This is a genomic window from Lentzea sp. NPDC004782 (genome assembly GCF_040609115.1).
GTDB lineage: Bacteria > Actinomycetota > Actinomycetes > Mycobacteriales > Pseudonocardiaceae > Lentzea.
The window spans coordinates 34,400-53,198 of record NZ_JBEXJN010000065.1 but is presented as its reverse complement, the minus strand read 5'-3'; the positions used below and the strand labels follow the sequence as shown (position 1 = coordinate 53,198).

Sequence of the window (18,799 nt, the reverse complement as noted above, 5' to 3'; positions counted from 1 at the left end):
GCTCTGGGCGCGCCCCGCGCCGCTGTTTCACGTTGCCCCCCCATAAAACACCCGCGCTCTCCTCCCCCCCCCACTCCCCCCCACAACAGCTGGGCTAACCGGTCGCGGCCTCCCCGCGCAGGAACACCCCGGTGAGGCCGCTCAGCTCGAACGCCCGCAGCACGATGAACGAGCACTCTCCGAAGATCAGGTCTACGCCGCGGCGTTCGCACTCGGCCCGCACCGCGATCAGCACGGCCAGGCCTGCCGACCCAGGTAGGCGACGTCGGCCAGTTCGATCATCAGCACTGACCGCGTGCGCGCCAGCTGCGCACGCAGGAAGGTCCCGAACTCCGGTGCCGTGGCGAGGTCGATCTCCCCTGCCACGCGCACCACGAGAGCGGCGCCCGAGTGCTCGACGTTCAGCTCCAGTGGTTGCGGTTCGGTCACGCGTCCCACCTCCCTGCCCCTCCAGGGTAGGACGGTCGCGCGTTTTCCGATGGGTGAGGCCCTCGTCTGGCAGGATGCCGATCACACTCACGACCGGGAGTAGCCGCGATGTCCGAAACGCCCGGCTGGTCGTCCCCCGACCAGCAGCCCAACCAGCCGCAACAGCCGCCGCAGCCGCCTCCCGGCTACTACGCGCCGCCTCCGCCCGGCCCGCAGCCGACGATCAAGCCCGGGGTGATCCCGCTGCGCCCGCTGGGCGTCGGTGAGATCGTCGACGGCGCCGTCACGACGATGCGCAAGTACCCGGTGCTGCTCCTCGGCGCGGCCGCGGTCGTCGCCGCGATCACGCAGATCGCCGGGCTGCTCGTGCAGCTGCCGTTCCTCGACGACCTCACCTCCGTGGCGAAGCTCGACCCGAACACGATGACCCAGCAGGAGGCGATGGACCAGCTCGCCAGGGGCGTCACCGGGTTCTTCACCGGCACCGCGCTGAGCCTGCTGTTGCTGCTGGTCGGCACGGTGTTCCTGTCCGGGTTCATCACCGTGGTCGTGGGCCACGCGGTGCTCGGCAGGCCGGTCACGTTCTCCCAGGCGTGGGAGGAGTTCAAGCCGCGGCTGCTGCCGTTGCTCGGCGCGACGCTGCTGTCCGGTCTCGTGGTCACCATCGGCGTGATCCTGTGCATCCTGCCCGGCATCTACGTCGGGGTGCTGTTCTCCCTCATCGGCCCCGCGCTGGTGCTGGAGCGCTGCGGCGTCGGCACCGCGTTCACCCGTTCGCGGGTGCTGGTGAACGGCGCGTGGTGGCGGACGTTCGGCATCCTGGTGCTGGCCGCGGTGATCAGCTGGGTGATCAGCTGGATCATCAGCCTCCCGTTCGGCCTGCTGGGCGCGGCCTCGAACGGCTTCAGCGCGGAACCGACGGCGGCGCTGAGCGTGGGTTCGCTGGTGCTGTCGACGATCGGCGCGATCATCGCGTCGACGATCACGCTGCCGTTCAGCTCCGCGGTGAACGTGCTGATCTACGTCGACCGCCGGATGCGCGCCGAGGGCATGGACATCGAACTCCAGCGGGCCGCGGGACATGGTGGTCTCTGACGTACCGGTAGATCTCGGCCGCGACGACGCGAGGGAGGCGGCCGCGCGGGAGCTCGGCAACCCGGCGTACGTCTCCGACGACCCGAACCCGATCGAGCGCGCCTTCCGGTGGGTGCTCGACCGGCTGGGCGAGCTGTTCGCGGGCGCGGGCGGTCTGAGCGGCATCACCGCGATCACGGTCCTGGTCGCGCTCGCGGTGATCGTCGTGGTCGTCATCAGGCTGCGCACCGGCCGGGTCGTGCGGGCCGCGCGGTCCGGTGGCGGTGGGCTGTTCGACGCCGTCCTGACCGCGGCCGAGCACCGTGCCGCCGCCGAACGTGCCGCGGCGGCCGGTGATCTGGCCGAGGCCGTGCGCGAACGTTTCCGCGCGGTGGTGCGGGAGCTGGAGCAACGCGGGGTGCTCGACCCGCGGGCCGGGCGCACCGTCGACGAGGTCGCCGTGGAGGCGGGGCGGGCGCTTCCGGTGCTGGCCGACGAGCTGCGCGGGGCGGCCGTGCAGTTCGACGACGTCTGGTACGGCGGCCGCACGGCGACTCTGGACGGATACCGGCGGCTGGTCGAGGTGGACGACAGGGTGCGCGGATGACGGCGGTCTCCCCCGGCGCCGGGCGGATCTGGGCTGCCGCACGCGGTCCGCTGGTCATCGGTGTGATCATCCTGTTCGCCGCCGTCGTGATCACGTTGCTGCGCGGCAGCGGCGAGGGCGGTTCCCTGGACCCGCGTTCGTACCGGCCGGAGGGCAGTCACGCGGTCGCCGCTCTGCTGGAGCACAACGGGGTCCGGGTCGAGCTGACCGACAACCCGTCCTCTGTGGAGGGTGCGACGCTGTTCGTGACGCAGCCGAACCTGATCGACCCGGCCCGGCTCGCCGACCTGAGCAAGCGCGCGGCGGCCACGGTGCTGCTCGCGCCCGCGTCGACGAAGCGCCGGGTGGAGCCCGCGACCCGGCAGCCGGGGTGCCCGCTGGCGGCCAAGGCGGGGGCGGCCAAGATGGGCGGCTTCGTCTACGAGGGCGAACAGCGTTGCTACGACTCGACTTTGGTGCGCACCGGCACCGTGACGACGCTCGGGTTCGGCGCGATCTTCACCAACCGCGACCTCGACGAGGAGGGCAACGCGGCGCTGGCGTTGTCGTTGCTGGGCCAGCACGAACGGCTGGTCTGGTACCTGCCGTCGGCCGCGGACCGCTCGCAGCAGAAGTCGTTCACGCAGCTGATCCCGGACGGCTGGAAGTTCGGCGCGTGGCAGCTCGGCGTCGCGGCCGTGGTGGTCGCGCTGTGGCGGGCGCGCAGGCTCGGCCGGGTGGTGCCGGAACCGCTGCCGGTGGTGGTGCGGGCCGCCGAGACCGTGGAGGGCAGGGCGCGGCTGTACCGGGGCTCGCACGCCGCCTCGCACGCGGCGTCCGTGCTGCGGCAGGCGTGCCGCGACCGGCTGACCCCGCTGCTGGGACTGCCGCCGGGCGGGGACCCGACCGAGGAGATCGCCCGCAGGACGACGCGTTCCGCCGCTTCGGTGCGGACGCTGCTCTACGACGAAGTGCCGGTGGACGACCGGGGGCTGGTCGCGCTGGCTGACGAGCTGGACGCTCTGGAGAACGAGGTTCGCGAAGGATGACCACTGTCACCACGGAAGAAGCACGCGCGGCGCTGGTCGCGTTGCGCACGGAGATCGGCAAGGCCGTGGTGGGCAACGACTCCGCCGTGACCTCGTTGATCCTCGCGCTGCTGTGCAAGGGACACGTGCTGCTGGAGGGCGTGCCGGGCGTCGCGAAGACGCTGCTGGTGCGCGCGATGGCCCGTGCGCTGGACCTCTCGACGACGCGCGTGCAGTTCACGCCGGACCTGATGCCGGGCGACCTGACCGGTTCGCTGGTCTACGACTCGCACAACGCGGCCTTCTCGTTCCGCGAGGGCCCGGTGTTCACGAACCTGCTGCTGGCCGACGAGATCAACCGGACGCCGCCGAAGACGCAGTCGGCGTTGCTGGAGGCGATGGAGGAACGGCAGGTGTCCGCGGACGGAAGGACGCGTCCGCTGCCGTCGCCGTTCATCGTCGTCGCGACGCAGAACCCGGTCGAGTACGAGGGCACCTACCCGTTGCCCGAGGCGCAGCTGGACCGGTTCCTGCTCAAGGTCACCATGCCGATTCCGCCGCGCGAGCAGGAGATCGACGTGCTGGCGCGGCACGCCGCCGGGTTCGATCCCCGTGATCTGTCGGGTCTGTCGCCGGTGGCCGGCGCGGCGCACCTGGACGCCGGTGCGGCTGCCGTGCGCGCGTTGACCGTGGCACCCGAGGTCATCGCGTACGTGGTCGACGTCTGCCGTGCCACGCGCGAGTCACCGGCGGTGCGGCTCGGCGTTTCTCCGCGTGGTGCCACGGCTCTGCTGGCCGTGGCACGAGCATGGGCTTGGTTGTCCGGACGCGACTACGTGACGCCGGACGACGTGAAGGCGCTGGCCCGCCCGGCGTTGCGGCACCGGCTGGAGCTGCGCCCGGAGGCCGAGCTGGAGGGCGTGACGGCGGACGGCGTGCTGGACGGCGTGCTCGGCGCGGTCCCGGTGCCGCGCTGACGTGGCGCTCACGGGCCGCGCGGGTCTGCTCGCGCTCATCGGTGTCCTCGTCGTCGGGCTGCTCTTGCCTTCGTGGCAAGGGATCCTGCTCATGCTGTGCGTGTTGCTCGCGTGTGTGTGCGTCGACTTGTTGTTGGCCGGTTCCGTCCGGCGGTTGACGTTCTCGCGCGGTGGGGCGAACTCTGTGCGGACAGGTGAGCTTTGTGCCGTGCAGCTGACCGTGCAGAACCCTGGGCGTCGGGTGCGTGGCGTTCTTCGTGACGCATGGGCACCTTCTGCCGGTGTGGTGGCTGATCGGGTCGTTGTCGACGTACCTGCTGGTGGTACACGGACGTTCTCCTTCGACCTACGGCCCGTGCGACGAGGTGACCGCGTCGCCGACCGCGTGACCGTGCGGTCTATCGGGCCGTTGGGCATCGCGGCACGCCAGGGCTCGCACGCCGTGCCGTGGACCGTGCGCGCGTTGCCGCCCTTCCACAGCCGCCGCCACCTGCCGCCGTTGCTGGAACGCCTGCGCGAGCTCGACGGCCGCCGCGCCTCGCTGATCCGCGGCGCCGGCACGGAGTTCGACTCGTTGCGCACCTACGTGATCGGCGACGACGTGCGCTCGATCGACTGGCGCGCCTCGGCTCGTTCCTCGGACGTCGTGGTGCGCACGTGGCGCCCCGAACGCGACCGCCAGGTGACGATCGTGCTCGACACCGCCCGCACCTCGGCCGGCCGCGTCGAGGGCGCCCTGGGCGGCCTGCCCCGGCTGGACACCTCGATGGACGCCGCGTTGTTGTTGTCCGCCTTGGCCTTGCACGCGCGCGACCAGGTCGACTTCCTCGCGTTCAGCCACAAGGTGCGGGCGTCGGTGCCGCGCGCCACGCTGCCGGTGCTGGTGCAGGCGATGGCGCCGCTGGAAGCCGAACTGGTCGAGTTCGACGCGCGCGGCGTGGTCGCCGAGGTGTTGCGACGCGCCGGACGCCGGTCCCTTGTCGTGCTGCTGACGTCGCTCGAACCGTCGATCGAGCACGGGTTGCTGCCGCTGTTGCCGTCGTTGGCCGCCCGGCACCGGCTGCTGATCGCCTCGGTGTCGGACCCCGCCGTGCACGCGATGGCTTCGGGACGTGGGGACCTGGAGTCCGTTTATGCCGCTGCTGCTGCGGAAAGCACATTGGCCGAACGACGCCGTCTCACCGCATTGCTTGCACGGCACGGAGTTGACGTTGTCGACGCACTGCCCGATGATCTGCCACGCGCGGTTGCGGACCGCTACCTGTCGTTGAAGGCCGCAGGCAAACTCTGAACTTGTACCGACTCCAAAAAGTACTTCCTTCGGGGATGTTCGGCCGGAAACAATGGAGCGGAAGGTGTTGCTGCTTCTAGTTTCTTGCCATGCCACGACGAAGCTCCAGCGTGGTGGGCCGGGAGTTCGGCAACGGCGTCCGAGACGCCATCAAGCAGACCCAGATGACCCACCGCCAGATCGCCGAGAACCTCGACTGGGACGAGTCCAAGCTGTCCGACCTCGTCCGGGGCAAGGGCGGTGTCAGTGAGACGGAGTTGCTGCAGCTGCTCGCCTTCTGCCGCATCCCACCCGCCGAGGTCCGCCACCTGCTCGCCCTGTACCGCGAGACACGGGAGACCGGCTACCTCAAGATTCCCGAGAACGGTGTTCCAGACCTGGTGCGCAGCCTGGTCGAGCAGGAACGCCTGGCCAACGTGATCACCGTCTGGTCGATGAACCTCATTCCGAGCCGGCTTCAGACAGCCGACTACATGAGCGCGGTGGTCAACGGAATGGTCCAGTCGAAATCAGTCGACTACCGGGAGGTCATCGCGGCGAAGCTCGCCCGCCGCGAGCTGTTCCACTGGAGCCGCAAGTTCGTCTTCTACATCCATCAACAGGCCCTGATGCTTCCGGTGGGAGGACCGGAGGTGATGAAGGACCAGCTCCTGCACCTTCTCGTCATGGCACAGCGTTCGTACATCGCCTTTCGGATCGTGCCGATCGCTTTCGGCGCACACGCCGGACTTGGCGGCTCGTTCATGCGACTTGAGTACGAGAAGTTCGAACCCGTGGTCTACCTCGAAGGCGAGAACTCCAGTCTCTTCCTTGAAGACAAGGCATCACTGGCCACTTACGCCGAGGTGTTGAAGCTCCTCGACCGCCAAGCGCTCAGTGTGGAAAAATCGGTGGAGCTGATCAACAGCATCCTGATCTGAGGAGATGTTCCGCATGCCGGTCTGGCGCAAGAGCAGCTACAGCGCGAACTCGAACGACTGCGTTGAGGTTGGCCGTCGCATCGGCATCCGGGACAGCAAGGCGCCGTCCGCCCACCTGCCGGTGTCCTCGGCGGCGTGGTCGGCGTTCCTGCGCAGCGTGAAGGCTTAGACCGCGACCGGCGCGACGTCGTCCCGCTCGCTCGCGTCCACGTCCCCGGTCTCCCCCTCAGCAGCGGCCCGCCGCCCGATCACGAACACGTACAGCAGGAACAGCACCTCGGCCACCACCCCGATGCCGACCCGGACCCACGTCGGCAACCCGGACGGCGTCACGAACCCCTCCAGCACGCCGGACACCAGCAGCACCACGACGAGCCCGAGCGCCACCGCCACCACCGACCGTCCCTCGGCGGCGAGTGCGGCGGTGCGGGTGCGCGGGCCGGGGTCGATGACCTGCCAGCCCAGTCGCATGCCGATGCCGGCGGCGACGAAGACGGCGGTCAGCTCCAGGAGTCCGTGCGGGGCGAGCAGGCCGAGGAACTCCGCGCCGCGGCCCGCGCTCGTCATCAGGCCGATGCCGACGGCGAGGTTCACGGCGTTGGTGAGGAGCAGGTAGATCGGCGGCAGTGCGAACAGCACGCCGAGCAGCAGGCAGGTGGCGGCGACCCAGGCGTTGTTCGTCCACACCTTCGCGGCGAACGAACCGGCGGGGTCGCTGGAGTAGTAGGACTCGTAGCCGCCGCCGACCCTGGTCATCTCGCGCAGCTCGTCCGGTGCGGCGATGGTGGCCCGCACGTCCGGGTTCGCGGCGATCCAGGCCGCCATGATGCCGCTGATGAGGTAGAACGCCACGCCTGCCGGTACCCACCAGCGCCAGCCCAGGTAGAGGGCGGCGGGCAGGCGGTGGGTGAAGAAGCGGGTGAACACGCGCCACGCCGGGGTGTGGGTGCCGGTCAGCACCGATCGTGCCTGTGCGACCAGGGACGACAGGCGTTCGACCGTGGCGGGGTCGGGGGTCTGGCTGCGCACGACCGACAGGTGCGTCGTCACGCGCTGGTACAGCTCGATCAGTTCGTCGGCCTCGGGTCCGCTGAGCTTGCGGGACCGCTTGACCAGCTGGTCGAGCCGCTGCCACGACGCGCGGTGGCGATCGATGAACACGTCCAGATCCACGATGGGTCACACTATCCGCGTGGGGGACCTCGTCACCGGTGAAGCGGTAGTTCTGGACCTGCGCGTCGCTCAGCTCGCGAGCAGGGCGGTGGCGTTCGCGTTCGACGTGCTCGTGCAGTTCCTGTTGTTCCTGGCGGTGTTCCTGATCGCGCCGATCGGGTTCGACAGCGCGCTGCAGACCGCCATCGCGCTGACGCTGACGGTGTTCGTGCTGATCGGGTACCCGACGGCGGTCGAGTCGCTGTCGCGCGGGAGGTCGCTGGGCAAGCTGATCATGGGCCTGCGGGTGGTGCGCGACGACGGAGGGGCGATCCGGTTCCGGCACGCGCTGGTGCGCGCGCTCGGCGGGTTCTTCGTGGACTTCTGGGCGCTCGGGCTGGGTGGTGCGGTGGCGTTGTTCGTGTCGCTGTTCTCGCCGCAGGGCAAGCGGGTGGGCGACTACCTGGCGGGCACGCTGGTGATCCACACGCGGGTGCCCAGCCGGAGCGTCGAGCTGGTCGACATGCCGCCGCAGCTCGCCGAGTGGGCGCGCGGGCTGGACCTGTCGCAGCTGCCGGAGGAGCTGGTGCTGGCGGCCCGGCAGTACCTGTCGCGGTACCACGAGCTGGGTGAGCAGGCACGGCTGGAGCTGGGGACGCGGCTGGCGAACGACGTGGGTGCCGCGATCCGGTCGCCGCGCCTGGAGTACACGCACCCGCACCCGTATCTGGCGGCGGTGCTGGCGGAACGACGACGCCGTGCGGCTGGCTAGCTGGTGCGCTGAGCACCTGGGCTCGCCGCCCGTCGACGTGCTGTTCGAGCACCGCTCGATCTCGCAGGTGTTCGGCCTCCGGCTGGCCGACGGCCGGGAGGTCGTCGTGAAGCTGCGCGAGGACGACGGCCGCGCGGAGTCCTGCGTTGCGGCACAGGCCCAGCTGGCCGGGCGCGGTTTTCCGTGCCCCCGCCCGATCACGCCCGTGGCGAGGGTGGGAGAAATGGCCGTGCACGCCGAGGAGTCCCTGCCCGGCGGCGATCTGCTGCGCGGTGACACCCCGGACGTCGCCGTGCGCTACGCGGCCGTGTTCGCCCGGTTGATGGCCGAACTCGCCACCGTGACCGTGCGACCGCCGCTGCCGAACCCGAGGTGGGCGCGCTGGGACCACAGCGACCCCGGGCTGTGGCCGGCGATCGGGTTCCTGGACGAACGCGACCAGAGCGCCGTGCCCGCGTTCATCCTCGACACCGCAGAACGGGTGCGGAAGCGGTTGCTGGCGGCCGAACTGCCGTGCGTGCTCGGCCACGCCGACTTCGAGGCGCAGAACCTGCGCTGGCGCGACGGCGAGGTGTGGGCGGTGCACGACTGGGACAGCCTGGCATGGCAACCGGAGGCGGCATTGGCAGGCACGGCGGCCGCGACGTTCGCCAACGTGCCGCCGCCGCACCTTCCCCCGGTGGAGAGTTCGGAGGCGTTTCTCCAGGCCTATCAGGAACTTCGCGGGCGCGAGTTCACCGTGCGGGAGAGGGAGGCGGCGTGGGCTGCCGGTCTGTGGACCGCCGCGCACAACGCCCGCTGGGAAGCCCTGCACGGTGCCCCGCCGGTGTCCGGCGACGGCGTCCGCACACAGGCCACCGAACGTCTCCGCCGCGCGAACGCCTGAGTGCGCCCCGACGTCGATGAAGGGCGCCTTATTGCACCTCAGGTGGAGTAAGGCGCCCTTCATCGAGCACCCGGCGCGCCGCGCGAGGGTCTAGGCCGGGACGCCGAGGAGTTCCTGCATCAGCAACGGGTTCATGTAGTCGTCGTAGCGGACGATCTCGCCGTCGCGCAGGTGGATGATCGCGACGGCGGTGAAGGTGTAGTAGTCCTGCTTCAGCTTCGACCAGCCGCGGTGCGTGATCTCGGAGACGACCACGGCGGGATCGTTGGTGAGCCAGCAGTTGGCCTGGACGTCCTGGATCTCGATCTTCTCGCGGACGTTCGCGCCGCGCACCTTGCTGAAGTAGGCGCGGATCTCCTCGCGCCCCTTGATCTCGTCGGGCTGCCAGTGCGTCGCGAACCGGTAGGCCATGACGCCGTCCTCGGCGAAGAGGTCGGCGAACTGGCCGTGGGTCTCCTCTCCCGCGACCATCTTGCGGACGTGCTCGACGATCTGTTCGGGCGTGCGTGTCATCTTGTCGTGCCCCCATCTCTAGAATCGGAACGGTGACCCCGGTTATGACGATACGGAACGCACGCCCCGGTTGGCAACGATGAGGGCCGACGCCGCGCGAAACCGCGAGAAGGTGCTGGAAGCGGCACGGGAGCTGTTCGCCTCGAAGGGCTACGACGTGCCGCTGGACGAGATCGCGAGCCGCGCCGGGGTCGGGCCCGGCACGGTCTACCGCCACTTCCCGACGAAGCAGGCGCTGTTCCAGGCCGTCACGGAGGCGCGGGTGGCGGCGATGATCGCCTCGGCCGAGCAGCCCTGGACGGACCCGAAGGAGGCGCTGTTCGCGTTCCTCGGGCGGATGGCGGACGAGGCGTCGGCGAAGCGGGACATGTCCGACGCGATCACCGTCTCGCCCGAGCTGCGCAAGAACCTGCACGCGGCGCTGGGCACGCTGCTGCACCGAGCGCAGGAGGCGGGCTCGGTGCGGACCGACGTCACCGCCACCGACCTCGTGATCCTGATGAAGGGGATGCTGCAGAGCCTGCACGAGGGCGGGAACCCCGCGGTGCTGCTGGAGATCGTGCTGAACGGGCTTCAGTCGAGCCGGAAGCCGTAGGGCAGCTCCAGGCGGTGCCGGGCCAGCAGGTCGGCGTCGGCGAGGATGTCGCGGGTCGGGCCGTCCGCGACGACCACGCCGTCGTCGATCAGCACGCTGCGCGGGCAGAGCTGCAGCGCGAACGGCAGGTCGTGCGTGACCATCAGCATCGTGCGGTCCAACGTCAGCAGCAGCTCGGCGAGCTCGCGGCGGGCCACGGGTTCGAGGTTCGCGGACGGCTCGTCCAGCACGAGGATCTCCGGGTCGCACGCCAGCACCGATGCCAGTGCGACCCGGCGCCGCTGGCCGCCGGACAGGTGCAACGGCGAGCGGTCCGCGACCGGTTCCATCCCAACGGCGTTCAACGCCTTGCGGACCCGGTCGTCCACATCGGACATGCCGAAGTTGCGCGGCCCGAACGCGACGTCCTCGGCGACGGTCGGGCAGAACAGCTGGTCGTCCGGATCCTGGAAGACGAGCCCGACCCGGCGGCGGATCTCGCGCAGGTTCTTCCTCGTGACCTCCAGCCCGGCCACCGAGATCGTCCCGGAGCCGCCGGACAGCACACCGTTGAGGTGCAACGCGAACGTGGTCTTGCCGGCACCGTTCGGTCCCAGCACGGCCACCCGTTCGCCGCGCTCGACCCTCAGGTCGATGCCGAACAACGCCTGGTGCCCGTCGGGATAGGCGAAGGCGAGCTTCGAGACCTCCAGCGCGGGTGCCGCCGGAGTCTCCGCCACGATCGTCGCCGAGCCCGAAGGCCTGCCCGTCCAGCCGCGCGACACCATCGCGAGGTGCACCCTCTCTCCGCGTTCGTAGGACCGGATGAACAACGTGCCGACCGCGCGTGCGGTGGCGCCCGCCTGCCACAGGAAGCGGGGGTCGTCGCCGCGGGAGATGCGCGCGACCCGCATGCGTTTCGCTTCTCCCACAACGACTTCGCCGTAGCGGAGCATCAGCGTGGCGATCATGATCAACGGCGCGGGCACGCGCAACGCCTGCAGGCCGCGCAGCAACTCCCCCGGCGCCGTCGTGGCGGCCAGCGTGAGGCTGATCAACACGCCCAGCGTGCCCTTGGCGAGGATGTTCCAGCCCGCCAGCGCGCCTTCGACCGACACCGGGAAGCCCAGGAAATCGGCGCGCGGGCCGCTGCCGAAGATCGGCAGCAGGAACGCCAGCAGCACGAACGGCACTTCGATCACCGCGCGCTTCACGAACCACAGCACGGGCACCCGCGCGACCGTCCACACCGCGACGATCAGCAGCAGGTACAGGCCGAAGAGCGGGAACGACGTGCGCGGGGTCGCCACGACACCCAGCACGGCCGCGAACGCCGCGAGGATCTTCACGTGGGGCGCGAGCCGGTGCACCGGCGAGTCGCCGGCGTGGTGCAGGACGTCGTGGCTGCCGCTCATCAGTCCGCCGAATCAGTTGAGGGAGTCTTCTTGCGCAGCAACCAGAACAGGCCGAACGACAGGCTCAGGACGACGATCACGCCGAGCGCGCCCGCGAGTCCGGTGAACCTGCTGTCGCCGCCGAGCGAGTAGTCGGCGAACGTGCTGCCCGCCAGCGGGTGCGCCTGCGCGTGGGCGGCGATCCCGGTGTCCTCGGCCGTCTTGTCCAGGCCGTCGGGGTCGCTGGACGCGAAGTACGACAGGACGCCCGCGATCAGCAGGGACACGACGGCGAACCCGAGGAAGAACTTCTTCACGACCGCACCTCCAGCGGCTTGCAGCTGCCGCGCAGCAGGAACACGAGGTCGGGCCGGATCGAGGCGACCGACGTGACGGTGACGGCGGTGATCAGGCCCTCGCCGACGCCGATCAGCGCGTGCATGCCCCACATCAGCAGCGCGACCTTGCCGATCTCGACTCCCCCGGCGCCGCCGATCGCGTACTCGACGACGAACCCGGTCGCAGCGAGCAGGGTGTTGACGAACGCGGAGACGAACGCGACGGCCGCGAGGCCGCCCTTGCCGCGTTCGGCCAGTTTGCGCAGGGCGACGGCGACGACGAACCCGGTCGCGGTGCCGATCAGCGCCATGTTGGTGATGTTGGCGCCGAGCGCGGTGAGCCCGCCGTCGGCGAACAGCAGGCACTGCACCACCAGCACGATCGTCACGCACAGCGCGCCGACGTACGGCCCGACGAGGATCGCCGCGAGCGCGCCGCCCAGGAGGTGCCCCGACGCGCCGGGCAGGATCGGGAAGTTGATCATCTGGACGGCGAAGATGAACGTGGCCACCAGGCCCGCCATCGGCGCCGTGCGGTCATCGAGGTCCGCGCGTGCCTTGACCAGCGCGAAACCGACGCCCACCGCCGCGATGACGAGGAAGGCGACCGAGACCGGCGCGTTCAGCAGACCGTCGCTCATGTGCATGGCAACAGGTGACATGACTGATCACGCTAATTGCCGATGCTCGGCTATGGCCAGGACTTTGCAACAACTATCTTGAGGTAAGTACGCGTTGATGGTCACAACGAAGCCTTCGAACCGCAAGGCCGTCCGGTCCGTGCGCCCTAGTCATCCGATGAATTCTGCGTAAGATCCGTTCCGCCGCCGCCACGGCACGGAGGGACGAACAGTGACAGAGCTGTCGCGGAGAACCTTTCTGTACGGAACAGGCGCGGCCGTGGGTGCCTCCGCGCTGGGCACGAGCACCGCGGTCGCCGCGCCGACCATCCCCGAAACATCGGGTCACGCCGGAAGCTCGGCAGTGCACCGGGACGTCGTGCGCGACGCGCGCATGGAGTGGAAGCGCCTGCCCAAGAACTGGGGCGACAGCCCGTTCCTGGCCAACGGCTTCCTGGGCGTCCAGGTCTACGCGGGACGCACCCCGGACGAGCTGAAGCTCATGCTCAGCCACTCCGAGGTGCAGGACCAGCGGGAACACTGGGAGGCCGCGATCGGCCTGTCCCGGCTGCCGATCGGGTACCTGACGCTCCAGTTCGCCGGCGCGATCACGGCCGTCGACTGGACGCTCGACCTCTGGAACGCCGAGCTCACCGGCTCGGTGACCACCACCCAGGGCGGCGCCACCTTCACGATGCTCGTGCACAACGCGCGCAGCACGTTCCTCGCCTCCGTGAAGGGCGCCGTGACCTGGGGTTTCCAGCCGCTGGAGTCGGCGACGACCCGCCAGGTCCGCAGGCCTGCCGACTACACGGCCAACCCGGCGCCGACCCTCGGCACGGCCAACGGCGTCGCATACGCCGCCCAGCCGCTGCTCGCGGGCGGTGGCTACACAACGGCCTGGCAGGCCCGTGACAGCCGTTTCGCGGCCCACGTGGCGTACACGCACCCCGCGGACACGCACACGTCTGACGCGATCCATGAGGTGCGCCAGGCGTTGTCGATCCCGTTCGAGGTGCTGACGTCGCAGCATCGTCGCTGGTGGAACGCCTACTTCACGAAATCGCTGGTGTCCGTTCCGGACAAGCTGGTGCAGCGCTTCTACTGGGCGCAGCTCTACAAGATGGCGGCCGCGACCAGGGCCGACGCGCCGGTGATCTCCGAGTGGGGACCGTGGTTCCCCGAGCAGGGCAACAGCTGGACCGCCGTGTGGTGGAACCTCAACGTCCAGATCTCGTATCCGCTGGTCAACGGCTCGAACCACCACGAGCTCGACGCGGTGACGACCACGCTGAAGCGGTTCGAGCACAACCTCGAGCTGAACGTGAACCCGAACTACCGCGACGGCGACTCCTACGCGATCTGCCACCCCGGCGACCGCACGCTGCGGCCCGGGCCGCGCTACTGCGGTGTCCCCGGAGTGGCGCCGAACGACCACACGGGCAATCTTCTGTGGGCCTGCCACAACGTGTGGCTGGGCTACCGGCACACGATGGACCAGCGGATCCTGTCCGACGTCCTGGTGCCGATCCTGACCAAGGCGGTGAACTACTACGCGCGGTTCCTCGTCGAGGGCACCGACGGCAAGCTGCACCTGCCGGAGACGCGCTCGCCGGAGTACGCCAACGCCACGGACACGACCTACGACCTGTCACTGATCCGGTGGGGCGTGCGCACGTTGCTGTCCATCGAGGAGAACGCGCGCTGGCGCGACATCCTCAACCGCCTGGTGCCCTACGCGCAGGGCCCGAACGGCGTGATGATCGGCAAGGACGTGTCGCTGAACGACTCGCACCGCCACTTCTCGCACATGCTGTGGTTCTACCCGCTGCGCGAGCTGACGTGGGACATGCCGGAGCAACGGGACCTGATCGCCAGGACCTTCGACCACTGGACCTCGCGGCAGAGCGCGTGGGCCGGTTACAGCTACGGCGCGGCGTCCGCGATGGCGTCGGCGATGGGACGGCCGGAGGACGCGCTGTCGTTCCTGCGCTACTTCCTGGACCGCAAACAGGTCGGCACGAACGCCGTGCTGACCGAGAACACCTTCTACCGGGAGGGCGGCAACCTCGCGATCGAGGCGCCGCTGATGTCCGGTCAGGCGGTGCTGGAGATGATGGTCCAGTCGCACAACGGTGTCGTGCGGGTGTTCCCGTCGGTGTCGTCCACTTGGGCCGATGCGTCGGTGGGCTCGTTGCGCACGCAGGGCGCGTTCCTCGTGGACGCCTCCCGCTCGGGTGGACGGACCGACTGGGTGCAGGTCCACTCGGAGGCCGGCGCGCCGCTGGTGCTGGAGCACGGCATCACCGGCGACATCGACGTGCGGGACGGCTGGGGTCGCCGGCTCGACTACAAGACACGTGGTTCGGCGATCGAGATCCCGCTTCGCCGAGGTCAGACGGCCATCGTCTCTCGTCGCGGCACACGGCCTGACGTCTCAGTACGCGACGTGGCCGCGAACGGCTCGTCTTCGCGCTGGGGTCTGCCGTAACGTACAAATTCGAACATTCGGCGAATGACGGGTGGGGTGTGCGGTGGACCTTCAGCACTGGCTCAACGAGGCGCTGGCCAACCACGAGAAGTGGACGGCGGAGTACGGCGCCTTCACACCCCACTCGTCGCTGCAGGTGGACCCGGCCCTGTTCGGCTCGGCGCTGGCCGAGCTGCAGGACCGCCTGCGCGACAACTACCCGTTCTTCCACCCGCGCTACGCCGGCCAGATGCTCAAGCCCCCGCACCCCGCGGCGGTCGTGGGCTACCTGTCCGCGATGCTGATCAACCCGAACAACCACGCCCTGGACGGCGGTCCCGCGACCGCCGCGATGGAACGCGAGGTCGTCTCTTCGCTGGCGTCGATGTTCGGGTATTCGGACCAGCACCTGGGTCACCTGACCTCCAGCGGCACGATCGCCAACCTGGAGGCGTTGTTCGTCGCCCGTTCGCTGCATCCGGGTCTTGGCATCGCCTACTCCTCCGAGGCGCACTACACGCACTCACGGATGTGCGGCGTGCTTGGCGTCGAGGGCCACTCCGTGCCCGTGGACGGCCGTGGGCACATGGATCTCGACGCGTTGGAAGAGCTTCTGCGTGGCGGCAAGGTCGGCACGGTGGTGGTGACGCCGGGAACTACCGCATTGGGCGCCATCGAACCGGTGCATCTCGTACTGGACATCGCACGCCGCTACGACGCACGGGTGCATGTGGACGGTGCGTACGGCGGCTTCTTCACGTTGCTCGCGGGCACAGATCTGGATCCCGAGCCGTGGAACGCCATCGCGCGGTGCGACTCCGTGGTGGTGGACCCGCACAAGCACGGCCTGCAGCCTTACGGTTGCGGCGCCGTGCTGTTCCGCGACCCGTCCGTGGGCCGCTTCTACCTGCACGACTCCCCCTACACCTACTTCACGTCCGACGAGCTGCACCTGGGCGAGATCAGCCTGGAGTGCTCACGCGCCGGCGCGGCCGCCGCGGGGTTGTGGCTGACGCTGCGGCTGCTGCCGTTGACCCGCGACGGGCTGGGCGAGGTGCTGGCGGCCGGGCGGCGGGCGGCCGTGCGGTGGGCGTCGATGATCCGGGAGTCCGAGGAGCTGGAGCTCTACCAGGAGCCCGAGCTGGACATCGTCACGTACTTCCCGCGGACCGACCCGTTGACGCTGTCGGCGGTGGACGCCGCGTCGCACCGGGTCATGCAGACCGGCATGAACGCCGCCGTCGACCCGGTCTTCCTGAGCGTGGCACGGGCGTCGAAGGCGGCGTTCGCGGCACGGCACCCGCAGGTGGCGGCCGATGTGGACGGTGCGCGGGTGCTGCGCAGCGTGCTGATGAAGCCCGAGTCCGAGGACTACGTGGACACCCTCCACGCCCGCGTCCTCAGCCTGCTCTGAGTGCACGCGGGGAGCTTTCGTGTACCAGGAGCACACGAGAGGGCCCCGCGTGCGGCGAAAGCAGGGAGCGGTCGGGAACGCCTAAAGGGCGACTCACCCCCGGTGAGTCGCCCGTTCAGGCGCGCCTGTCAGCCGTGCTTGGCCCGCCGGCCGGACCGGCGCGGCGGCAGCGGCGTGTCCCCGCGCAGGTCGAGCCGCCGCTGCTCGCCGTTGGCCTCGAGGTGCGTCACCATGCGGCGCAGCATCTCGGCCAGCGACTGGGCCTCGGAGGACTCCAGCGGGTCGGAGACGAAGACCTCTTCCTCGTTGAACTTCGGGAAGAGGTCCGCCATCAGCTCTTCACCCTCAGGGGTGAGACGCAGGACCGCGAGGCGCCCGTCCGTGGGGTGGCCGAGCCGCTCCAGCAGGCCCCGTGACTGCAGCGTCTTGGCGACGCCGGTCAGGGTGCCCTTGGAGATGCCCGCCTCCTCCGCCACGTAGCGCGTCTCCATCTCGCCCCAGATCCACACGACCCAGAGCACGACGAAGCCGGTCCAGGTCAGATCACTGGTGCGCAGCACCGAGTTCTCGAGGTGCTGACGGATCGCGGTCGCGGCGCGGTGGATGTTCGACACCGCCGCCATCTGCTCGCGATGCAGCGGCACCGCACCGAGCTTCGCCTGGACGGCTTTCTCGGTCTCGGCAATCGTGTGGTGACCAGACAACTCAAAGTCTCCCGTGCTCGAGCTCAGGGTGTTCCCGGCACAATACTTGCGGTTCCGAACTATGTCTGTGATGTGGTGCGACTCCGTCCGCAACCACTTTGATCACGATCCCACATCGTGCATGATCTCGTGACGGTCGTCACCCGTCCAGTTACGGACTGTTGCCCCGTGGTGGACGATGAGTGTGGAGCACTCCGACTGAGACCAATGGTGGTCTTTGCTCCACGGACGGGTCGATAGCGTTTGCGCCTCAACGTTATCCCCTCCGCGCCAGCGACACACTGTGCCGGAAAGGTAGTTCGACGTGGTCGGTGAACAGGTGACACGGGAACTCGCGGCGAGACTCGGCGAGGACGGGATCGACGTGGTGCGCGTGGTCTTTCCGGACCTGCTCGGCACCGACCGGGGCCGTGACGTCCTCGTGGAGCATCTACCTGCGGTTACGCAGCGCGGACTGTCGTTCTGCCGGGCCGTCTACAGCACCACTCCCGGCGGCAAGACCACCGAGAACGGGGGCGTGCTCGACGCCGGGCTGCCGGACGTGATCGTGGTGCCCGACCTGGACACGCTGCTCCCGATCCCGTGGGAGCCGGGCGTGGCGTGGTGCATCGGCGACGCCGTGAGCCCCGCCGACGAGAGACCCGTCGACGAATCACCGCGCCAGGTGCTGCGCAGGGCCCTGGAAATATTCGAGGCCACCGGACTGACCCCGGTGATCGGTCCCGAGTTGGAATATTTTCTCTGCGAACCCGACGAAGATCGCCCGAACGGGTGGCGCCCCTACTGCGACGAGCCGGGCAACGTGTATGCGACCGGACGCCGAGGCGATTCGGACGGTCATCTGTTGAGAACTCTTCGCACGCTCAGCTCGGCGGGTCTGCAGACCACCGGCGGCAACCACGAGTACGCGGGCGGTCAGTTCGAAATCAACCTCGTCCATTCGCCCGCCATGGACGCGGCCGATCGCGCGTTCCGGTTCAAGACCTCGGTGAAGGAACTCGCCCGCCGGGAAGGCCGGCTCGCCACGTTCATGGCCAAACCGTTCAACGACGGCGGCGGCTCCGGGTTCCACCTGCACCTGTCGTGCCACGAGAAGGACGGCCGCAACGCGTTCCAGGCCGCGGGCACCTCGCACGGCCTCTCGGACGAAGCCCGCTGGGCCATCGGCGGCATCCTCAAGCACGCCCCCGCCCTCGCCGCGCTGCTCAACCCGACGGTCAACTCCTACAAGCGGTTCGGACCGGACTCGCTCGCCCCGTGGCTGATCGACTGGGGCCTCGACAACCGCAGCGCGATGCTGCGCGTCCCGGCCGAGCGCGGCGAGACCACCCGGCTGGAGCTGCGGCTCGGTGACGCGAGCGCCAACCCCTACCTCGGCATCGCCGGTCTCATCACGGCGACCTACCTGGGCATTCGCGACCGGATCGAGCCGCCGCGGCCGTCCGCGGGGTACGGCTACGACCCGTCGAAGGCCCCGACGCTGCCCGCCACGCTGCCCGACGCCCTGGCCTACCTGGAGGAGGACACGGCGATGGTCGAGGTGCTGGGCAAGGACTTCGTGCGGTCCTATGTGGACTTCAAGTGGGAGGAGGTGGCCCGCTTCCAGCGGTTCGTGACCGACTGGGAGTTCACCGAGTACGCGTACCACCTATAGTTC

21 protein-coding genes and 1 pseudogene are annotated in these 18,799 nt (G+C 69.5%); 13 read left to right on the top strand and 9 right to left on the bottom strand.

Annotation, left to right across the window (positions count from 1 at the left end; translation table 11 throughout):
* Positions 1 to 94: 94 nt before the first annotated feature.
* Positions 95 to 235, bottom strand: coding sequence for a hypothetical protein (locus ABZV40_RS39205; RefSeq protein ID WP_355453987.1), 141 nt, complete (start codon positions 233 to 235; stop codon positions 95 to 97).
* Positions 229 to 429, bottom strand: coding sequence for an STAS domain-containing protein (locus tag ABZV40_RS39200; protein ID WP_355453984.1), 201 nt, complete (start codon positions 427 to 429; stop codon positions 229 to 231). The genes ABZV40_RS39205 and ABZV40_RS39200 overlap by 7 nt, the downstream gene beginning before the upstream one ends.
* A 108-nt stretch (positions 430 to 537) precedes the next feature.
* Between ABZV40_RS39200 and ABZV40_RS39195 the strand changes: the two genes are divergently transcribed.
* The 7 genes from ABZV40_RS39195 to ABZV40_RS39165 all read left to right on the top strand — a co-directional run bounded on the left by ABZV40_RS39195 (position 538) and on the right by ABZV40_RS39165 (position 6,474).
* On the top strand, positions 538 to 1,524 hold the full coding sequence (locus tag ABZV40_RS39195) for a hypothetical protein (RefSeq protein WP_355453981.1): 987 nt from the start codon (positions 538 to 540) through the stop codon (positions 1,522 to 1,524).
* The gene (locus tag ABZV40_RS39190) at positions 1,511 to 2,110 is read left to right on the top strand and encodes a DUF4129 domain-containing protein (protein WP_355453978.1); all 600 of its coding nucleotides are present in this window, start codon (positions 1,511 to 1,513) and stop codon (positions 2,108 to 2,110) included. The genes ABZV40_RS39195 and ABZV40_RS39190 overlap by 14 nt, the downstream gene beginning before the upstream one ends.
* Complete coding sequence (locus tag ABZV40_RS39185; protein ID WP_355453975.1) at positions 2,107 to 3,138, top strand: DUF4350 domain-containing protein; 1,032 nt, start codon at positions 2,107 to 2,109, stop codon at positions 3,136 to 3,138. Before ABZV40_RS39190 ends, ABZV40_RS39185 begins: the two co-directional genes overlap by 4 nt.
* Positions 3,135 to 4,094, top strand: coding sequence for a MoxR family ATPase (locus tag ABZV40_RS39180; protein ID WP_355453972.1), 960 nt, complete (start codon positions 3,135 to 3,137; stop codon positions 4,092 to 4,094). The genes ABZV40_RS39185 and ABZV40_RS39180 overlap by 4 nt, the downstream gene beginning before the upstream one ends.
* A 1-nt stretch (position 4,095) precedes the next feature.
* Entirely contained in the window at positions 4,096 to 5,385 is a 1,290-nt protein-coding gene (locus ABZV40_RS39175) for a DUF58 domain-containing protein (protein WP_355453969.1), read from the top strand.
* A gap of 89 nt (positions 5,386 to 5,474) precedes the next feature.
* Positions 5,475 to 6,305, top strand: a complete 831-nt coding sequence (locus tag ABZV40_RS39170) for a DUF5753 domain-containing protein (RefSeq protein WP_355453966.1) — start codon at positions 5,475 to 5,477, stop codon at positions 6,303 to 6,305.
* A 13-nt stretch (positions 6,306 to 6,318) separates the two neighbouring features.
* Positions 6,319 to 6,474: a DUF397 domain-containing protein gene (locus tag ABZV40_RS39165; protein ID WP_355453963.1), complete on the top strand. Its 156-nt coding sequence runs from the start codon at positions 6,319 to 6,321 to the stop codon at positions 6,472 to 6,474.
* Here the strand turns inward: ABZV40_RS39165 and ABZV40_RS39160 are convergent.
* Positions 6,471 to 7,478 (bottom strand): stage II sporulation protein M, encoded by a 1,008-nt coding sequence (locus tag ABZV40_RS39160; protein WP_355453960.1) that lies wholly within the window; start codon positions 7,476 to 7,478, stop codon positions 6,471 to 6,473. The two genes, ABZV40_RS39165 and ABZV40_RS39160, sit on opposite strands and share 4 nt — an antisense overlap.
* 19 nt (positions 7,479 to 7,497) lie before the next feature.
* Here ABZV40_RS39160 and ABZV40_RS39155 point away from each other — a divergent pair, with 19 nt between their 5' ends.
* Together ABZV40_RS39155 and ABZV40_RS39150 are read left to right on the top strand one after the other, a co-directional pair.
* Positions 7,498 to 8,229, top strand: a complete 732-nt coding sequence (locus ABZV40_RS39155; protein WP_355453957.1) for an RDD family protein — start codon at positions 7,498 to 7,500, stop codon at positions 8,227 to 8,229.
* Entirely contained in the window at positions 8,216 to 9,115 is a 900-nt protein-coding gene (locus ABZV40_RS39150) for a hypothetical protein (protein WP_355453954.1), read from the top strand. The genes ABZV40_RS39155 and ABZV40_RS39150 overlap by 14 nt, the downstream gene beginning before the upstream one ends.
* A gap of 90 nt (positions 9,116 to 9,205) precedes the next feature.
* On the opposite strand, the gene ABZV40_RS39145 is transcribed toward ABZV40_RS39150, so the two are convergent.
* Positions 9,206 to 9,628 carry a nuclear transport factor 2 family protein gene (locus ABZV40_RS39145; RefSeq protein WP_355453951.1) on the bottom strand — a complete coding sequence of 141 codons (423 nt, stop codon included), beginning with the start codon at positions 9,626 to 9,628 and terminating at the stop codon, positions 9,206 to 9,208.
* A 79-nt stretch (positions 9,629 to 9,707) separates the two neighbouring features.
* On the opposite strand from ABZV40_RS39145, the gene ABZV40_RS39140 reads away from it, so the two are divergent.
* Positions 9,708 to 10,223 (top strand): helix-turn-helix domain-containing protein, encoded by a 516-nt coding sequence (locus tag ABZV40_RS39140; protein WP_355453948.1) that lies wholly within the window; start codon positions 9,708 to 9,710, stop codon positions 10,221 to 10,223.
* Here ABZV40_RS39140 and ABZV40_RS39135 read toward each other — a convergent pair.
* From ABZV40_RS39135 to ABZV40_RS39120, 4 genes and pseudogenes are all read right to left on the bottom strand, one after another.
* Complete coding sequence (locus ABZV40_RS39135) at positions 10,202 to 10,990, bottom strand: ATP-binding cassette domain-containing protein (protein WP_355453995.1); 789 nt, start codon at positions 10,988 to 10,990, stop codon at positions 10,202 to 10,204. The genes ABZV40_RS39140 and ABZV40_RS39135 overlap by 22 nt on opposite strands.
* Positions 10,976 to 11,617 (bottom strand): annotated as a pseudogene (gene cbiQ / locus ABZV40_RS39130) (cobalt ECF transporter T component CbiQ); the annotation flags it as partial. The pseudogene cbiQ and the gene ABZV40_RS39135, both read right to left, overlap by 15 nt.
* A complete protein-coding gene (locus ABZV40_RS39125; protein ID WP_355453946.1) occupies positions 11,617 to 11,913 on the bottom strand; it encodes a PDGLE domain-containing protein in 297 nt (98 codons plus the stop codon). The pseudogene cbiQ and the gene ABZV40_RS39125, both read right to left, overlap by 1 nt.
* Positions 11,910 to 12,596 carry an energy-coupling factor ABC transporter permease gene (locus ABZV40_RS39120; RefSeq protein ID WP_355453943.1) on the bottom strand — a complete coding sequence of 229 codons (687 nt, stop codon included), beginning with the start codon at positions 12,594 to 12,596 and terminating at the stop codon, positions 11,910 to 11,912. Before ABZV40_RS39120 ends, ABZV40_RS39125 begins: the two co-directional genes overlap by 4 nt.
* Before the next feature lie 190 nt (positions 12,597 to 12,786).
* Between ABZV40_RS39120 and ABZV40_RS39115 the strand changes: the two genes are divergently transcribed.
* Together ABZV40_RS39115 and ABZV40_RS39110 are read left to right on the top strand one after the other, a co-directional pair.
* Complete coding sequence (locus tag ABZV40_RS39115; RefSeq protein ID WP_355453940.1) at positions 12,787 to 15,045, top strand: glycoside hydrolase family 95-like protein; 2,259 nt, start codon at positions 12,787 to 12,789, stop codon at positions 15,043 to 15,045.
* A gap of 43 nt (positions 15,046 to 15,088) precedes the next feature.
* Positions 15,089 to 16,438, top strand: coding sequence for an aminotransferase class V-fold PLP-dependent enzyme (locus tag ABZV40_RS39110; protein WP_355453937.1), 1,350 nt, complete (start codon positions 15,089 to 15,091; stop codon positions 16,436 to 16,438).
* A 128-nt stretch (positions 16,439 to 16,566) separates the two neighbouring features.
* Here ABZV40_RS39110 and ABZV40_RS39105 read toward each other — a convergent pair whose 3' ends face one another.
* Positions 16,567 to 17,142, bottom strand: a complete 576-nt coding sequence (locus ABZV40_RS39105; protein WP_030474059.1) for a MarR family transcriptional regulator — start codon at positions 17,140 to 17,142, stop codon at positions 16,567 to 16,569.
* Positions 17,143 to 17,446: 304 nt separating this feature from the next.
* On the opposite strand from ABZV40_RS39105, the gene ABZV40_RS39100 reads away from it, so the two are divergent.
* Positions 17,447 to 18,796 carry a glutamine synthetase family protein gene (locus ABZV40_RS39100; RefSeq protein ID WP_355453933.1) on the top strand — a complete coding sequence of 450 codons (1,350 nt, stop codon included), beginning with the start codon at positions 17,447 to 17,449 and terminating at the stop codon, positions 18,794 to 18,796.
* Positions 18,797 to 18,799 lie beyond the last annotated feature (3 nt).

Bases quoted from the DNA above. Each gene is read 5' to 3' on its own strand.
- ABZV40_RS39195 (WP_355453981.1), top strand. From the start codon at position 538: ATGTCCGAAACGCCCGGCTGGTCGTCCCCCGACCAGCAGCCCAACCAG.
- ABZV40_RS39190 (WP_355453978.1), top strand. From the start codon at position 1,511: ATGGTGGTCTCTGACGTACCGGTAGATCTCGGCCGCGACGACGCGAGG.
- ABZV40_RS39185 (WP_355453975.1), top strand. From the start codon at position 2,107: ATGACGGCGGTCTCCCCCGGCGCCGGGCGGATCTGGGCTGCCGCACGC.
- ABZV40_RS39180 (WP_355453972.1), top strand. From the start codon at position 3,135: ATGACCACTGTCACCACGGAAGAAGCACGCGCGGCGCTGGTCGCGTTG.
- ABZV40_RS39170 (WP_355453966.1), top strand. From the start codon at position 5,475: ATGCCACGACGAAGCTCCAGCGTGGTGGGCCGGGAGTTCGGCAACGGC.
- ABZV40_RS39165 (WP_355453963.1), top strand. From the start codon at position 6,319: ATGCCGGTCTGGCGCAAGAGCAGCTACAGCGCGAACTCGAACGACTGC.
- ABZV40_RS39145 (WP_355453951.1), bottom strand. From the start codon at position 9,628: ATGACACGCACGCCCGAACAGATCGTCGAGCACGTCCGCAAGATGGTC.
- ABZV40_RS39140 (WP_355453948.1), top strand. From the start codon at position 9,708: ATGAGGGCCGACGCCGCGCGAAACCGCGAGAAGGTGCTGGAAGCGGCA.
- ABZV40_RS39135 (WP_355453995.1), bottom strand. From the start codon at position 10,990: ATGGTGTCGCGCGGCTGGACGGGCAGGCCTTCGGGCTCGGCGACGATC.
- ABZV40_RS39120 (WP_355453943.1), bottom strand. From the start codon at position 12,596: ATGTCACCTGTTGCCATGCACATGAGCGACGGTCTGCTGAACGCGCCG.